Here is a 17,052-nt window from a genome sequence, read left to right as displayed (position 1 = left end):
AGGCAAATGCACCTCAACGGCATTAAACAAACCATAATGCTTAGTGGCGATAAAAATTCCATTACCCAAAAAGTAGCAAAACAAATTGGCATTGATACCGCCTTTGGCGATTTGCTACCAGAAAACAAAGTACAGAAAGTAGAAGAACTAAAACAGGACAAGACAAAAATCATTGCATTTGTAGGCGATGGCATCAACGATGCACCCGTATTGGCTTTAAGCGATGTGGGCATTGCAATGGGTGCAATGGGCAGCGATGCAGCAATAGAAACAGCCAATGTAGTGATACAAACAGACCAGCCTTTAAAGATTGTCACCGCCATTAAAATAGGCAAAGCCACCAGGGGCATTGTAATACAGAATATCATTTTAGCATTTGCAGTAAAAGCCATTGTATTGGTATTGGGTGCAGGTGGTTTAGCCACCATGTGGGAAGCCGTTTTTGCGGATGTTGGAGTGGCTTTATTGGCAATATTAAATGCGGTGCGAATACAACGGATGAAGTTTTAAATTTGTAATATTCAAACAAAACAAAGTGAGGAACCAACCATCAATATAATTTATAAATAAACAACACAACAAGTAAGTTATGCAGCAGACACTTCAATTAAATATCATCCCATTTTCAGCCCCAGTGCAAGAGGCTGAATTTGCTTTTTATACTTCAAAGCAAGATGGGTATTGCCCAATACACAAAGACGATTTAAACGGAGCAATTGAAGGCATCATTGACGAAAGCGAACTGCATTATGGTAATTGGCTTTACACGGATTTTGCACCTGCCAAAGAAAATGCAATTCTCATTTCAATAAATCTTACCGAATGTAAATACTTTGCCCAACATTATTACAGGCATCTTAACTTTATTTATACCAGCTCAAGTAGGTCAACGGATTTTCAATCATTTTGGGTTACTTCACCTTCTGAGCATTTTAACTATATATACTGTCCCAAAGGCTTGGTTTGCAATTAAACGAGGGGATATTAAAACACACAAAAATTCAATGATTAGGTTATATATCGGAGGTATTATCATTGCAGGAAGTTTTGCCATTCTTGCACCAGGTAGATATTTACATACTCTTTTCTTTAACTAAAATATCAAAACCGCTAAAGAATTTATATATAGCATTCAGCCCTTTAATTTCCTGATAGTCACATACTCAATCATCGCATTATAGCTGCATCTTTCGTCTGTAAGGGGAGCACAAGTGCACAAGGCGACAGAAATGTCGCCTTTTTTGTTGTCTATCAGCGGGTTAAGTTTTGCATCTTTTAATCAGACACTTAAACTAAAAATATTTTAAGGTTTGAAATTTTTAGTTTTCTCCTTTATCCAGTTAATAGCATTTTCTACAGGGGATTTGTCATCAGTAAATGCAGTATTGTGTCCTAAATTTGAGAATAAAGTATATTCGAATGGTTTTCCTTCTGATTTAAGGGTATTGATTTGTTCAATACATAATTTTACGGGAATCTGAATATCTTTTTCCCCAAATAGCCAAAGTGATGGCGCCGAAATATTTCTTAAAGCAACCTTTGGGTCAGTACTGATAAATTGATAACGGTCTGAATCGTTTTTGATATGGTTTCGAGTGTCTTCTTCAGTATGGTTTACCCAAAAATCAGTATTCCCGTTGGTATAAAACTGAAACCTAAGTTGTTCAAGGGAAGTGATTGTAGGGCAACTAAATAAAACCATAAAATTCACAAGTGGATTATTATTTGCTGCAATAGGAATAATCCATCCAGCTTGACTGAAACCTAGAAGTCCTATTGGCGTACCATTACTATAATTTTTTATTTTATTCAATGCAGCAAGTGCGTCTTTGGCTAATAAATTGATATTAAGGGAATCAACATTATTTGTTCCAACCTCTGGACCAGCATAAACTCCCCCAGATTTACCAACCCCCCGTTTATCATAGGTAAGTACTGAAATTCCATTATTTGCAAGTAACTCAGCGAATTCAGTCATTCTTGTTTCTTGGCCCGAACCGTGTACAACTACAACAGAGGCATAAGCGTTTTTAGGTTTATATATAGTTCCTGCAAGATTAACCCCTTCACTATTGATTATAATATCTTGTTTTATAACAGGGTTAAATTTTTGGGCAAAACCTTGATTAACAATGACCGTCTGTATGAGTAATAAAAAGATAACTTTCATCATACCTTAAAGGTAACTAATTTCATTTTGGAAAGACAAAGCATTCACTTTCTGCAAATTGACACGAAGTTCAACCCTTTAATTTCCTAATAGTCACATACTCTATCATCACATTATAGCTGCATCTTTCGTCTGTAAGGGGAGCAGTAATCAAAAATAGATGGGTCAATTTAATTCCCTAATTTATAATATGGTAATTGCAAAACCATCATATTTGAAACCGATTTTAATCAATTAGCGTACGATTAGATTCGAAAGTAAAATGGGTCAGATGTTATATTTTGACGGTTTTATTTACTTAGTGAATATTTCAAAATATAAGTGTCCATTCTAAGAGGATTATAACCGTGATTTTCCGTTTGTGCCAAGAATGTGCAAAGGCTTGGTTTGGACGTTGGAAATCAGTCATTTCTTTCCAAAAAAATCAGTTACTTGTTTTTAAATGGAAACTCAACATTCAAATACTCCCAGCTCAATTTTATTTTGCCTTCGTTAGCATTGGTCGGCATTACTTCATACGTAAGGGCTTCAACTAATTTATCGCTTTTGAAGGGTTTTACCTTAATTCGGATGATGTCATTTTCTTCTTTATAATCGTCCGATAAGTGCATATCCCACGTTTTACTCAAAATCAAAGTCCACGTTTCTTTATCAGGAATAGTAAAAAATCCATATTTACCTTTTGTAATAACTTTACCTTCAACCATTATATCATGACCAAAATCTATCCAAGTAGCTTTGTGAGCTCCCGATGACCATACTTGATTGAAGGCAACTAAACCATTCCAAATATTCCGCCCTCTCACACTCGGTGAACCGTATTCTATATGTACATGATTTGTGCCTACCATTGCCATTGCCGTCATTTTTGGACTTTTGGGCTTGACTGCTGTTTGACTGGTATCGACTTTGGGTTGATGGTTTTGGTGTTGGGCAAAAACGCCAATAGGTAATGTCAACAAGAGGTTTAAAACAATGTTTTTTTTCATGATTTTGTTTTTTATTGAAGTTAAATTATCTCAATAGACAATTAAAAAGTTTTTAGTAAGAAAAAGTTATTCCAGCACCCAATCCCATATCACTATCATAATGTGATGTAATGCCCATGTTTTTGTTTACGATGTAACGAAAACCTGCCATGTATTCCTTATCGGTGTTAAGCATAAAACTCACTCTAAGTCGTTTGGTAATAGGCATATCTTCTCTCATAAGTTGAAAACGAATATTTCCATCCTGATAGATTTCAGCTTGTCCAACAATGAGTAATGGCAACGTGTAATTTACGCCGACTGTAACAAGACTTCTTAGGTCCTTACTATTTGATTGCCCAAATAGATTTGTTTCCTGTTCATCTATTCCAAACTTTCTATAACGCCAATCAAAGCCAATAAATGGCATTAACCACTGCATTTTCCCAACATATCTACCAATATGTGTTTCTACCTCATATCCGTGAAAATCATGATAGCCCAATCGCCATTCTGAACCAATGCTCCACCTCGTATTTTGTAACATGGCCATTCCATCATTACCGTTGGTTGCAAAATCATTCTCAGCCATAAAATGAAACTTGCGGTCGTCTGCAAACAGTTTCCGTTGCGCTAGTTTTGGATTAGGAATCAATGGATTGGGCATCTGATTTTCATAACTTAATACCCTACCCATTCCGCTCATCATATGGTACAAAATATGACAATGGAAAAACCAATCACCTTCAACATTGGCGTTAAATTCTAATGTATCCGTCTCCATCGGCATAACATCCACAATGTTTTTTAAAGGAGCATTTTGTCCTTGACCGTTAAGTAACCTAAAATCATGCCCATGTAGGTGCATCGGATGGCGCATCATGGAACCATTGTAGAGAATAATTCTAACATTTTCTCCTTTTTTGATAAGGATTTTATCGGCTTCTGAAACGACCCTATTGTCTAAACTCCAAACATATCGATTCATATTACCGGAGAGTTTAAAGTACAATTCTTTTACTGGAGCATCCTTGGGCAATGCTGTTATGCTAGGGGACTTCAGCATGGCATAATTCAGGGTAACAATGTCTCCCAGTGCATTGGCATTATAACGATTGGGGTCATTGTCATCTTGTTTTGGCTTAGCATCGCCAGTTATTTCAGGATACATCACCACATTCATATCCATTTGATTTAAACTCATGGCCATACCCATATCATCCAATTCGCCATTCATCTTCATCATGTCATTCATCATCTTCATCCCTTCAAAATACTTTAATCGGGGTAAAGGTGATTTCAACTGTTTAATTCCATTTCCAATATAAATGGATGCTGAATTAGTCCGGTCTTCCGTCGTTGCTAAGAATTCATAGGCGGTTTTATCTGCTGGAATATTGACAATAATATCATACGTTTCCGATACCGCAATAATCAATCTGTCTACCTCAACCGGTTCCACATCATTGCCATCATTTGCGACTACTGTAATTTTACCACCGGCGTAAGTCAGCCAAAAATAGGATGATGCACCCCCATTTGAAATTCTTAATCTAACCTTGTCTCTGCCTTTCAACTCATTTCCTGAGATACTTTTAAGTTCAGAACTTGGGTGACCATTCATGAATATTTTTTCATAATAGACATCACTCACATCCATCGCCATCATTCGCTTCCACTCATTTTTCATTTTAGTTTTAAAATGACCGGCTGATATTGCTTCACCATAACTTTGAACCGAGTTCTTTTTCAATGCAGGATAATCATTAGCATTATGCAGCATCCTATGGATATTCTCAGGGTTGAGATTAGTCCACTCACTCAATACGATGGGAAGCGTTGGTAAGTCATCTATTCCCTTTCTAAAGGTTGGGTCATTGGGTCTTTTTAACATGACAAAATTGCCATACATTCCTATTTGTTCCTGTAACCCTGAGTGTGAGTGATACCAATGAGTACCATTTTGAATAATTGGGAAACGATAGATATGAGTTGTATTTGGCCGAATGGGCATTTGTGTCAGGTTGGGAACCCCATCTTCTTTATTGGGTAAAAATAGACCGTGCCAATGCAAAGAGGTTTCCTCCTTAAGCTGGTTATGAACATGTATTTCAGCCGTATCGCCTTCGGTAAAAGTCAAAGTAGGCATAGGTATTTGACCATTAACTGCAATAGCTCGTTTTTCTTTGCCAGCAAAATGCACTAAGGTGTCTTTTACGTTAAGGTCATAACGAACAACTTTTTGGGCGAAAACAGTTGGTGAAAACAGGACAAAAATGGCAATTATTGGTATCAATCTCATGTTTAAAATAAATTTAAAATCATATATCCGCTCATTACAATCATCAATGCATCTTCGATAATTGTCACAGTACTCATTGGCAAATTAAAAACTGCCCCCAAACAAGCACATTGTATTTTCTTATTATCAAATACTGACTGCAAAACACCTATTATACTTATACTCATGACCACAAACGTGCAGGCATTTGTTACTAAAGGATTGTAATTTAAAAGATAAGAAATACCCAAGCCAACCTCTACAAAAGCGTATGAATATGCCCAAAAGGGGAATTTTTTTGCTACCACATCATACATGACATAACTTTCAGCAAAACCTTTTAGATTTAACAATTTGAAAAATGAGAACACTAAGAAGAACCCAGCCATAAAATGCTGCATCGCCTCCATTAAAATAAAATGTCCGCTTTTCAGTTGTATCAATAAAGTAATGGTAGAGACATAGAGAAAAATCAGTAAAATTGGAGCATAAGTTTGAAACCACGATTTTGCTTGTTCCTCTAATTCAATGTTTTGTTTTGCAGAAATGGTATATTTTAAATCTAATACTTTCTGGAAATTTGACAAGTTGATGTGCCTATCCATTGAAATTGTAACCGAATCGTATTCCTTAGAAACCTCAACATTGGTTACATTTTCAACCCTCTCTAACAATGATTTTACTTTTGCTTCACAACTTGTGCAAGTCATTCCAGTTAATTGATATGTATGTGTCATATTTGTGTTTTTAAACAGAGTTATATAAAACGCAAATTTCCCAAATTAAAACTATCGTGACGTTACGTTATTTTTTAGAAATCTTATAAGATTTCCTGTCTTATACACTGTCAATACCGGTTCTTTTACTTGATTTAAGTTGTTTAAAATAGGACGTTGTAAAACCTGTTTCCCTTTTAAATTGATTACTTAGATACGCAACACTACTGTAATTCAATTGGTATGCAATCTGGCTCAATGTTAATTCTTCATACATGAGCAATTCTTTTACTTTTTCAATTTTTTGCTTGATAAAGAATTGTTCAATGGTTTGCTGTTCTACTACCGAAAAAAGCTTACTCAGAGATTTGTATTCTTGATTTAAGTGTTGAGATAAATAATTAGAAAGATTAACTCTTAAGTCATTGTTTTTGTGATGAACCAATTCAATAATTAGATTTTTTACCTGTTCAATTGTTCTACCTTTTTTGTCATCAATTAATTCAAACCCAACAGACTTGAAGACACTGATTACATCCAATTTTATGGAATCTATATTTTCTTCTTTTATTTCTACCTCACCTAACTCAATGTGAATTGGGTGAAGTCCAAGTTTTTCTAGCTCAGACTTCACTACCATTTTACATCGATTACAAACCATGTTTTTAATGTATAGTTTCATTAATTTATTGTTTCAACAGTTTTACCACATCCCAACATTTTAGAACCATAATAGGGGTTTTTAACGATATTCTCCTTACTCAACCAATTTGCACCTTTTCCTTTATTAGCCATTGGACAAAATTGATAATATGTTGGTGTCTCTTGTTTTGAGACTTTCATCACCGAATACATGTTTTTAGATAGAGATGTAAAGTGGTCTCTTTGATGGCTGGCATCTTTGGTCTCCGAAATATGTTCCGCATCAAAAATCAAATCTTTCATCACTTTCATCCATTCTACATGTTCTTCATTCGTTAAATTTTCCATTTTAACTACGTTTATAGAATTTAACAGCAAAACAGCTTTGGTGGCTGCCAAGCTACCATCCGTTTTTACCAAAGCATCTTTGACTGCAAAATAAGAATCGAAGACCTCTTTTAGTTGCACTCCTTGTGTTTTTGTTACTAAAATTGGCATGACAACTTTTTCTTCCACATCAAGACTTACAGCTTTTAATTCTTCAACTTTTGCAACAACTTTTCCTGTCCGTTCATATTGGCAACAAATTTCAAGTTTAGCATAAACATTGTCAGGAGCGAGAAATTTGTCGCTATCATAACCTGCCAAACCAATTCGTTTTAGAATTTCATCCTGATTTGTTTTCTTTTCATCATAGGTTATGAAGGCCATTTTTGTATCCTTATTCCATTCCACCTGAACAATATCCTTTACATTGGCCGCCGATTCGATGGTCTTTTTACAGATAGAACAATTTCCATAAATGTGAACAGTTTCTACCTTGGCATTTTTAATTTCTGCAAAACATGTCGAGATGGATAGCAATAATGTTATTGCCATCAATAATTTTATTGATTTCATTTTTTAATAATTTTACGTAAAAAACAATTGATTTTTAAAGCAATACTTTGCTTCCGATAAGACAGACCAATGGCTGTCAAGGTAATAAATTAACCTATATTGGGGGGTGTCCAAATGTAACCAAAACCTGATGAATGGTAAGTTTGGTTATAAAACGATTTTACTGAATTGCGAGCTGTGAATGTATTGATATTGAATTTTACTAAAAAATCAGGTATTACCAATGTGGAGAAAGGTGATGGGCAACTGCACGTAGAATTATCACAATTCCCTCCACAACTGTTCCCTTCGTTTTGTCCGGTCATTTTGTGTTTTCCGCAACAATTATCTTTATTAGATTTCTCAGGTTTTTCTTTCAAACAACATGATTTTTCTTCTTTAGTGTGCTTTGTTCCACACGCATAGGATTTCACGGGCACGGTTAGGCAGCCAAGAAATGTAATTATGAGAAGTATGTGAAATTTTTGCAACATGGTACTTATAACGATAAAAGTACGAATTTGTTTCAATTTTTAATGAATTAGCTCTAAATTTTAATACTTCCTTCAAATAAAGTGCTGTTATACTAATTTCACAATTAATGATAAAACGTGCAATTTCTTACAATGAATGAAAAAGTGATGAATGTCAAATACTACCTCCAATTTAAACGAAGTTAAAAGAAAAACACTTGTCGGATTTCCAATATCCAAACCAACTCTTGGCACATTCTTGGCACAAAACGAAAATATCAGATATAATCCTCTTAGAAAAAGGTCTTAAAACCACCATACCCTCTACTGGGCTCGAACCACAAAAATCGTTGAATAGAGGAAATATGGATGGATTTTAAACGAAAAAAGTCACTATTTCTAGTGACTTTCTTGTTTGCTCCCTCTCCTGGGCTCGAACCAGGGACCCCATGATTAACAGTCATGTGCTCTAACCAACTGAGCTAAGAAGGAATATTGTTCCTATTGGGACTGCAAAAATAGGGGGCTAAATCATTAAATGCAAGATAGCCCCCTGTTTTTTTTGATTTTATTTCTTGTCAGCGGCCTTTTCTGCTGCTTTCGGATCCTTTTTCTTTACTAAGTCCCCTTCTTTCAACTTCTTAGCTACTGTCGCATATGGCCCTGCTATGATCTCTTGACCGTCTTTCAAACCTGATACGATTTCAATATTTTCGAAATCGGAGATGCCTGTTTTCACTTGGATCATCTTAGCTTTGCCTTTCTCCAACACGAACACCACTTCCTTCGTGTTTTCTTTGCGTTTCTTCGCTTCTAAGGCATCGTTAGAGTTGGTAGAATTAGTTCCGTCCTCTTCTTTCTTTTCGCCCATAGTAGACGGCGCACCGATCTCGCGAGTCGTTACAGAAGATAAAGGCACAGTAGCAATATTTTCTTTTCTATTGGTCAAAATCTCAACAGACGCTGTCATTCCCGGCTTTAATGGATAAGACAATTTGCCTTTGATTAAATCTGCATAAGAAGAACGCAATACACGAATCTTCACTTCAAATTCTGTAACCGCATCATTTGATACAGCAGACGTTCCACTTGAATTCGCAGAACTAGCTATTTCATATACTACTCCTTTGAACTTACGTTCGCTAGAGGAGAATGCATCCACGTCGATCAATACGGTATCGCCTAAGCTGACACGTGTGATGTCATTTTCGTTTACATTCACGCGCACCTCCATTTTATTCAAGTTCGCAATGCGTAACATCTCGGTTCCTGCCATTTGTGAAGTACCTACCACACGCTCCCCTAATTCTACGTTTAACTTCGAAATGATGCCACTTTGTGGAGCATAAATCGTCGTTTTTGTTAAGTTCGTCTTAGCCTCTTTTAACGCTGCTTCAGATGATTTAACATTATAGTTTGCTGCATTGACATTTGCTTTTGCAGCCTCTAAATCTTGTTTTGCCACAGTATAAGCAGATAGAAACTGGTCAAAATCTGCGTCAGAGATTACTTTATCCTTGTGCAATTTCGCATTACGATCGTAATCAATTTTAGCCTTCGATAATCGTGCATCGCTTTGGGCTAGAACCGCCTTACTTTGCTCCATGTTTGCTTTCGTCGCGTTCATTTGTGCTTCTGCGCGTGCTAAAAGAGATACATAGTTATCTGGACGAATCTTCAATAACTCCTGACCAGCAACCACGGAATCACCTTCCGCTACGTTCAAGGAAACGATCTCCCCAGAAACGTCTGGTGATAACTTCACCTCTACCTCTGGCTGAATCTTTCCAGACGCGGAAACCTTTTCAATGATGGTCGAACGAGACACCTTCGCGAACTCTACTTCTGTAGGCTCGACCTTGCCGATCCACTCCATTTTTTTGGCAAGAAATAATCCACCAAAAATTAATACCACCGCGCCTCCGATGATCATCCAAGTCCGCTTACTGTTGTTGTTTGTTGCCATAATTTTAGTCAATAGTCGCTAGTCCCTAGCCAATTTTATCTATACTCTCTACTCTTTTATCTCTAATCTAATTTATTATCTATACTCTTTCCTCTATTATCACTAATCTAAAACGTTAGTGACTTGCCCTGATAAAAATCCAAAATCTTCGTTCTAAACACGAAATCGTATTTAGATTGAACTAAGCTCAGGCGCGCCCGATCTAAGTTCGTTTTTTGTAAATTATAACTCACAAAGTCAATGGTTCCCGCTCCGAAACGGCTTTCTGCCGCACGGAATGACTCTTCTAAAGCAGATACCTGAGAAAGTCCTGCCTCGTATTTCATCGCCGCATTGTTTAGATTCAAGTAGGCTTGCTCTATGTTTTGGCGTAAAGTCAAACGCGCTCTTTCGGCCTCAATCGAAGCATTTTCGCGCTGCAAACCAGCCTGTGCAATTCTAGTTTTGGAAGCAAATCGAGTGAAAATGGGTATGTTTAATCCTACCGTAAGGACTTTGTTTTGGGTATTATTTAACTGATCAAAATAGCTCATCACAAGAGCGTTCGATTGATTCGCAGACACGCTTGCGTTGAAAGACAAGGAAGGTAAAGTAGCTGCTTTTGCCACTGAAATTCCTTTTAATGCACTCTGAACACGAAGATCTGCCGCTTTCACTAGAGGCTGAATCGTTAAAGCCTTAGTATAAAGCTCATCTAAACCCGTCTCATATCCTTTTGTGTTAGGAATGGGCACCTGGATACGCTGTAGCTCAAAAGATGAAATACTTGAATCATTCAAAAGTTGCAATAAGGTTAATTTATTTAGGTCTAACGTACTATAAAAATTAACGATATTAGACTCTTCGTTGGCTAATTGTGCCTTTAAATCCAATAGATTTGAGGGGGCTAAAGAGCCTGCATTCACCAGCTTCTCTGTACGCGCGATCTGTAATTTCGTGATCTCGGCTTGCGAATTAGCAATGCTTAATTGATCCTCAGAATTCAATATAGCTAAATAAGCGAGCACAACTTGTAGTGATATATTGTCTTTAATCGATGCTAGATCTTCTTGGGATGCCTTTAAGTTGTAATCATTCTGGAGAACCGTGTTACGGATTTGGCCCCCATTAAAAAGAAGCACCCCTGCGTTTAAACCTAGGTTATTGTAGTTAATGTTACGCGAATCGAAGCCGTTTGTAAACGGGTTAATACTACGTCCAAAACTAGCTGATTGATTAATATTTGCATTTAGGTTAGGCAGCGCATTATTTTTCGACTGTTGAAACTGCAACTGAGCGCTCCGTAAACTAACCTCGGAAGATTTCACATTTAAGTTATGTTGCAACGCGATTTCTACCGCTTTCGTAAGCGATAACTGAACCGCATTTCCATTCGCCTGAATAGCAGAAGCATTCTGGGCATTTACCTGCATTCCGCTAACGAAAAGCAGGGAGGTAAGACTAACTATTTTTAAGTACATAGATCGACAATAAAATAATGTATGCAAAGGTAAACATTCCCGGGAAAGGCGCTCCTGATTTTAGGATAAACGGCAAGGGTTCAGGATGAAACCCCCTTTAAGGTATAACTTGGAACATTTGTTTTGCTGTTTTGCGAGAAAACGCATTGAAATGCCACCACTCGTATTCGATTCCAGTAAAACCCGCTTGCGTCATTGCCTTTCGTAAGATGAGCCGATTATCGATGGCTTTTGGGCTTAATTTCCCCGCCTTTAGCAGCCTTGCTTCTTCTTTCGGATAGGCCATTTCTCCAAAGAAGTCAAATTTTGTCCCCATATCTAATGGCTTCCCTTTCTCATCCGCCACCGTCAAATCAATCGCACTTCCATAATTATGAATCGAATGCTCCTTCGGATCCGCCACATAAGTCCGACGCTTTTCAGGTGCATATTCTGTTAATGTATTCCAAAGTTCCCACTGCTTCGAAAGCGGTCTCGCCGCATCATAAATCAACAAATGGTAGCCTGGATGATCTTTTTCCAAAATCTGTTGCGCCTTCTTCAGCTTCGCTATCGTCTCTTTCTGCAAGTACGCGCGGGTCAAACAACCATACACATCCTTCTTCATAAAATTATCAGTAGTCGCATATTTAAGTTCTACCAAAACGTTCGGAACCTGCTCCGTTACCTCCTGGAGGCCCTGTTTCTGCATCGACAACTCTGCGGCACAAGTTGTTTTTTGTGCCTTTAACGAAAGGCTAAGCAACAGGATTATTCCTGCTTTAGCGAATTGACTCTTCATATTGACGGAATTTTCCCTAAATTTAATCGTTTTTTACCTCTGTGAACCTATGGCTTTAAATTGGATTTGGTTTTTGTTCTTCGGTGTCGCATTCGTCGTCGCCCTGATTCAATTCATTTTCTTCGGCAATGCTGACATATTTAAAGTACTGGTAGACGGCATGTTTGACTCCGCGGAAGTAGCCGTGATGAAAGTAGCCCTTCCATTAACCGGCGTAATGGCCTTTTTTATGGGCATTTTGCAAGTAGGGGAAAAAGCTGGAGCGATCCACTTTTTAGCGCGCAAAATTCAACCCTTCTTCTCGCGCCTTTTCCCAGAAGTGCCTAAAGACCACCCCGTTCACGGCCAAATGATCATGAACTTCTCCGCGAATTTATTAGGCCTAGATAATGCCGCAACACCTTTTGGCCTGAAAGCCATGCAAGGTTTACAGGATTTGAATCCGGTCAAAGAAACCGCCTCTAACGCCCAAATCATGTTCCTCGTGCTCCACAGTGCAGGTCCCGTTTTAATTCCCCTTTCCATCATGGCTCAACGCGCCATTTATGGTGCTCAAGATGCCTCTGACGTCTTTATTCCCTGCCTGATGGCCACTTACGCTGCCACCATCACAGGCCTAATATTCGTATCCATCAAGCAAAAGATTCGCCTTTTTGATCCCATTCTTTTCGGCTGGCTTTTCAGCATCACCGCTATTTTAGCGGGTATCTTATGGTACTTCAGCAGCCTCCCTAAAGAGCAAATCGACATCCAGTCCAAACTCTTCAGCAACGGCATCCTCTTCACCCTAATTTTCTCCTTCATCGCCGCAGCTTTTTATAAGAAAGTAGATATTTTCGGAACCTTCGTCGAGGGCGCCAAAGGTGGCTTCGAAACCTCCGTCCGCATCATTCCCTACCTGGTAGGAATGCTAGTGGCCATCTCCTGTTTGCGCAATTCAGGTGTTTTAGACTTCATCGTAGACGGCATGAAAATGGCTGTAAACTACATAGGCATCGACAATCGCTTCACCGACGCCATGCCCACCGCGCTTTTACACCCCGTTTCTGGCAGCGGTTCCCGCGCCATGATGATTGACACCATGAAAACCTTCGGCCCAGACTCCTTCGCCGGCCGCTTAGCCTGCGTCTTCCAAGGCTCCGCTGAAACAGTCCTATTCGTCATCGCCCTCTATTACGGCTCTGTTCAAGTGCGCAACATTCGCTACACGCTGTGGGCGGGATTGGCGGCGGATTTGGTGGGGATACTTACGGCGATTGGGGTGAGTTATCTTTTCTTTGGGTAGCCATTAGAGTAGAGAGTATAGAGTAGAGAGTAGAGATAAAAGGGAGCCCATCTATACTCTATAATCTATACTCTCTTATCTTTATCAATTAGCTGATAGGCTTTGTTCGTATTGATGGCTAATATTGACATCAAATAATCCACCAATGAAACCAAGTCCTGCCCAAACAAAATCCTATGCTTTTTCGATCAAAATGGTCAGCCTTTGTCGTAAGCTAATGGCTGTAGACAAAGAATATGTCCTAAGTAGGCAGCTCCTAAAATCTTCAACATCTATTGGCGCAAATATTGAAGAAGCTATTGGTGGCTTTTCCAGAAATGACTTTAAATACAAGATTTCAATATCTTACAAAGAAGCTCGAGAAACGCGATATTGGATTCGATTATTAATCAGTACCGGTTTTATCTCTGAGGAAGAAGGTCGATCTGCTTTAGCAGACTTAGATGAATTGTTGAAGATGTTGATGTCCACTTTGAAAACATTAAATAGAGTATAGATTATAGAGTGGAGATAAGAGAGTAAAGATAGGTTTTCTCCTTAATCTATTATCTCTACTCTCTAATCTCCTCTCTATACTCTCTTATCTCTACTCTCCTGCGTTCCGCAGGGCCGCAACCAATTCAAACCCAAGACTCTCAATCTTCAACCTCACCTCATGCTTATTCTTCAGCCCCACAATCTTCGCGGTTTGGCCTGTTAGTGGACCAGATTCGATAGTGATATAGTCACCGATTTTTGCGGTGGTACCGATGGTTTCGACTTCGAGGTGGTCGGCTAGAAATTGTTTAATCGCATAAATGTCTGAATCTTGGATGACGGCGGGCTTGTGGAGCCAGTACACGAAGTTAACGACACCGAAGGTGCGGCGGACTAGGCCGGATTGTTTTTCGAGGTCTATGTTAACGAACACGTAGGAGCGGAAGAGGACTTCTTCGACCCATTTTTTGCGGTCAGACCATTGCTTTTTGCGCTTCGTGGTAGGACAATAGGCTTCGATACCTAGCTCTTCAAGGCGCAAGGAGACTTTCTTCTCCATTCTGGATTTCGTGTAAATCGCGTACCAAGCCATGCTTATAATCGGGCGTCAGCCAGGTCTTTAGACAAAATGGATTTGATGTCGAAGATGACCCCGTTTTCGCCGCGCAGAGAGGCGAATGGGAGATCTAGGAATTCGTTGTGGGCCACGGTCAAAACAATCGCCTGGTATTGATCCGCTAGTTTTGTAACTAGGTCGATGCCGTGTTCGTGTTTCACTTCGGCGGCGTTTGCCCAGGGGTCATAGACGTCTACTTCCATGCCAAAGTCCACCAGTTCTTTGTAGATGTCGACTACGCGGGAGTTGCGGATGTCTGGGCAGTTTTCTTTGAAGGTGATGCCGAGCATGAGGGTCTTGGCGCCAGCGATTTTTTGGCCCTTATTAATTAACAGTTTAACTAATTTATTCGCCACAAAAATGCCCATGTTATCATTCACGCGGCGACCCGAAAGGATTACTTGTGGATAATATCCTAAGCTTTCTGATTTGTGTAGTAAATAATAGGGGTCCACGCCGATGCAGTGGCCGCCTACTAATCCTGGTTTGAAATTTAGGAAGTTCCACTTCGTTCCGGCGGCTTCTAATACTTCCGTCGTGTCGATACCCATGCGATCAAAGATCAAGGCAAGTTCGTTTACAAAGGAGATATTGACGTCGCGTTGGGCGTTTTCGATGGCTTTGCTGGCTTCAGCCACTTTCATTGATGGCGCCTTGTGCGTGCCTGCGGTGATAATGGAGCGGTATAATTGGTCAACTTTTTCGGCGATTTCGGGTGTAGAACCAGAGGTTACTTTCTTGATTTTGGTTAAAGTATTTACCTTGTCGCCTGGATTAATGCGTTCAGGCGAGTAGCCACAAAAGAAGTCTTCGTTGAATTTTAGTCCAGAGAATTTCTCCAAAACAGGTACGCAGTCTTCCTCCGTACAACCGGGATAAACCGTGGATTCGTAAATGACTAAATCGCCTTTTTTTAAGGCTTTTCCAATCATCTCGGATGCCTTCAAAAGTGGACTTAGGTCCGGTTTTTTGAAGTGATCAATCGGGGTGGGAACCGTAACAATAAAAGTATTGCAAGTGGCTAAATCGGCAGAATTTGATGAAAATGACAAAGAAACCGATGCCTTTAATTGCTCCGCAGTTACTTCCTGCGTGCGATCAAAACCTGTGTTTAATTCCGCAATACGACTCGTGTCAATATCAAATCCGAGGGTGGGGATATTTTTCCCGAACTCTACCGCCAGCGGAAAACCCACATATCCTAAGCCTATTATGGCGATCCGTGTACTCATCTTATTTCGTCGAGAATAATTTTACGTCCGCCTGAACCATGTCTTTTACTAGCGCGGCTAAATCGTATTTTAGGGTCCAGCCTAGTTTTTCTTTGGCCTTCGTCGGATCCCCAATTAACAATTCTACTTCCGTAGGGCGGAAATAGCGTGGGTCGATGGCGATCACTTCTTGTCCTACCGTCACTTGGTAAGCCGGGTTCGAGCAAGAAACCACGGTTCCTTTTTCGTTCACGCCCTCACCAGTGAATGCGACTTCGATTCCTAATTCTGCGAAGGACAGGCGGATAAACTCGCGCACGGTTGTAGTTACTCCGGTCGCGATCACGTAATCTTCTGGGGTATCTTGTTGCAAAATCAACCACATCGCCTCAATATAATCTTTCGCATGGCCCCAGTCACGTTTTGCGTCTAAGTTACCTAAGTGGATTTTTTTCTCTTGCCCTAAAGCTATCTGGGCTACGCCACGAGTGATTTTACGCGTTACGAAAGTCTCGCCGCGAAGCGGGGATTCGTGGTTAAATAAAATCCCGTTTACCGCAAACATGCCGTAGGCTTCGCGGTAATTCACCGTGATCCAGTAGCCATATAATTTAGCAACCGCGTAAGGTGAACGTGGATAAAAAGGAGTCGTTTCTGATTGCGGAACTTCCTGTACCAGGCCGTAAAGTTCCGAGGTGGACGCTTGGTACACTTTCGTCTTTTTAACCAAGCCTAGCAAGCGGATGGCCTCTAAAATACGCAAGGTTCCGATACCGTCTACCTGCGCTGTATATTCGGGTTCGTCGAAAGAAACTTTCACGTGGGACATTGCCCCAAGATTATATATTTCGTCTGGTTGTACTTCTTGAATAATGCGAATAATATTCGTCGAATCACTTAAATCGCCGTAGTGCAAGATAAAAGAAGCGGAATCTACATGCGGATCTTGGTATAAATGATCAATGCGATCCGTATTAATCAAGGAGCTTCTACGCTTGATACCGTGCACGATATATCCCTTATCTAAAAGAAATTCCGCTAAATAAGCGCCATCTTGTCCTGTTACACCCGTAATAAGGGCTACCTTTTTTCCTGTCGACATACGATTCATTAAGAAATCAAAATTA

The 17,052-nt window shown here is 39.5% G+C and carries 17 protein-coding genes and 1 tRNA gene; 5 read left to right on the top strand and 13 right to left on the bottom strand.

Annotated elements, in window-relative coordinates:
- Together ACILP5_RS09420 and ACILP5_RS09415 are read left to right on the top strand one after the other, a co-directional pair.
- Positions 1-510: HAD-IC family P-type ATPase (locus ACILP5_RS09420; RefSeq protein ID WP_395618397.1), on the top strand; the 510-nt coding region annotated here is incomplete at its 5' end.
- A 79-nt stretch (positions 511-589) separates the two neighbouring features.
- A complete protein-coding gene (locus ACILP5_RS09415; RefSeq protein ID WP_161566399.1) occupies positions 590-973 on the top strand; it encodes a hypothetical protein in 384 nt (127 codons plus the stop codon).
- A 330-nt stretch (positions 974-1,303) separates the two neighbouring features.
- On the opposite strand, the gene ACILP5_RS09410 is transcribed toward ACILP5_RS09415, so the two are convergent.
- The 6 genes from ACILP5_RS09410 to ACILP5_RS09385 form a co-directional block, all read right to left on the bottom strand.
- Complete coding sequence (locus ACILP5_RS09410; RefSeq protein ID WP_252624738.1) at positions 1,304-2,173, bottom strand: S9 family peptidase; 870 nt, start codon at positions 2,171-2,173, stop codon at positions 1,304-1,306.
- Positions 2,174-2,598: 425 nt separating this feature from the next.
- A complete protein-coding gene (locus tag ACILP5_RS09405; protein WP_223130141.1) occupies positions 2,599-3,159 on the bottom strand; it encodes a DUF2911 domain-containing protein in 561 nt (186 codons plus the stop codon).
- Between the two features lie 52 nt (positions 3,160-3,211).
- Positions 3,212-5,440 (bottom strand): multicopper oxidase domain-containing protein, encoded by a 2,229-nt coding sequence (locus ACILP5_RS09400; protein WP_252624739.1) that lies wholly within the window; start codon positions 5,438-5,440, stop codon positions 3,212-3,214.
- Positions 5,441-5,442: 2 nt separating this feature from the next.
- Positions 5,443-6,156: a heavy-metal-associated domain-containing protein gene (locus ACILP5_RS09395; RefSeq protein WP_252624740.1), complete on the bottom strand. Its 714-nt coding sequence runs from the start codon at positions 6,154-6,156 to the stop codon at positions 5,443-5,445.
- 100 nt (positions 6,157-6,256) lie between these two features.
- Positions 6,257-6,817, bottom strand: coding sequence for an AraC family transcriptional regulator (locus ACILP5_RS09390; RefSeq protein WP_252624741.1), 561 nt, complete (start codon positions 6,815-6,817; stop codon positions 6,257-6,259).
- Positions 6,817-7,677 (bottom strand): DUF3347 domain-containing protein, encoded by an 861-nt coding sequence (locus tag ACILP5_RS09385; RefSeq protein WP_252624743.1) that lies wholly within the window; start codon positions 7,675-7,677, stop codon positions 6,817-6,819. Before ACILP5_RS09385 ends, ACILP5_RS09390 begins: the two co-directional genes overlap by 1 nt.
- Positions 7,678-7,854: 177 nt before the next feature.
- Between ACILP5_RS09385 and ACILP5_RS09380 the strand changes: the two genes are divergently transcribed.
- On the top strand, positions 7,855-8,082 hold the full coding sequence (locus ACILP5_RS09380) for a hypothetical protein (RefSeq protein ID WP_395618396.1): 228 nt from the start codon (positions 7,855-7,857) through the stop codon (positions 8,080-8,082).
- 465 nt (positions 8,083-8,547) lie between these two features.
- Here ACILP5_RS09380 and ACILP5_RS09375 read toward each other — a convergent pair.
- From ACILP5_RS09375 to ACILP5_RS09360, 4 genes are all read right to left on the bottom strand, one after another.
- Positions 8,548-8,621: transfer RNA gene (locus ACILP5_RS09375), tRNA-Asn, on the bottom strand.
- A gap of 76 nt (positions 8,622-8,697) precedes the next feature.
- Positions 8,698-10,095, bottom strand: coding sequence for an efflux RND transporter periplasmic adaptor subunit (locus ACILP5_RS09370; protein WP_395618395.1), 1,398 nt, complete (start codon positions 10,093-10,095; stop codon positions 8,698-8,700).
- Between the two features lie 107 nt (positions 10,096-10,202).
- The gene (locus tag ACILP5_RS09365; RefSeq protein ID WP_395618394.1) at positions 10,203-11,555 is read right to left on the bottom strand and encodes a TolC family protein; all 1,353 of its coding nucleotides are present in this window, start codon (positions 11,553-11,555) and stop codon (positions 10,203-10,205) included.
- A gap of 97 nt (positions 11,556-11,652) precedes the next feature.
- On the bottom strand, positions 11,653-12,336 hold the full coding sequence (locus tag ACILP5_RS09360; RefSeq protein ID WP_395618393.1) for a M15 family metallopeptidase: 684 nt from the start codon (positions 12,334-12,336) through the stop codon (positions 11,653-11,655).
- 49 nt (positions 12,337-12,385) lie between these two features.
- Between ACILP5_RS09360 and ACILP5_RS09355 the strand changes: the two genes are divergently transcribed.
- Positions 12,386-13,621, top strand: coding sequence for a nucleoside recognition domain-containing protein (locus ACILP5_RS09355; RefSeq protein ID WP_395618398.1), 1,236 nt, complete (start codon positions 12,386-12,388; stop codon positions 13,619-13,621).
- Between the two features lie 145 nt (positions 13,622-13,766).
- On the top strand, positions 13,767-14,117 hold the full coding sequence (locus ACILP5_RS09350; protein WP_395618392.1) for a four helix bundle protein: 351 nt from the start codon (positions 13,767-13,769) through the stop codon (positions 14,115-14,117).
- A gap of 90 nt (positions 14,118-14,207) precedes the next feature.
- Here the strand turns inward: ACILP5_RS09350 and ACILP5_RS09345 are convergent, their stop codons facing one another.
- The 3 genes from ACILP5_RS09345 to gmd are packed head-to-tail and all read right to left on the bottom strand — an operon-like array spanning position 14,208 to position 17,027.
- Positions 14,208-14,690, bottom strand: coding sequence for a UpxY family transcription antiterminator (locus ACILP5_RS09345; RefSeq protein ID WP_395618391.1), 483 nt, complete (start codon positions 14,688-14,690; stop codon positions 14,208-14,210).
- 2 nt (positions 14,691-14,692) lie between these two features.
- Positions 14,693-15,946, bottom strand: coding sequence for a nucleotide sugar dehydrogenase (locus ACILP5_RS09340; RefSeq protein WP_395618390.1), 1,254 nt, complete (start codon positions 15,944-15,946; stop codon positions 14,693-14,695).
- Between the two features lies 1 nt (position 15,947).
- Positions 15,948-17,027: a GDP-mannose 4,6-dehydratase gene (gene gmd / locus ACILP5_RS09335; RefSeq protein ID WP_395618389.1), complete on the bottom strand. Its 1,080-nt coding sequence runs from the start codon at positions 17,025-17,027 to the stop codon at positions 15,948-15,950.
- Positions 17,028-17,052: the final 25 nt, after the last annotated feature.

The organism is Aquirufa sp. (assembly GCF_044239315.1).
Classification (GTDB): domain Bacteria; phylum Bacteroidota; class Bacteroidia; order Cytophagales; family Spirosomataceae; genus Aquirufa.
This window is presented reverse-complemented; position numbering and strand designations above follow the sequence as displayed.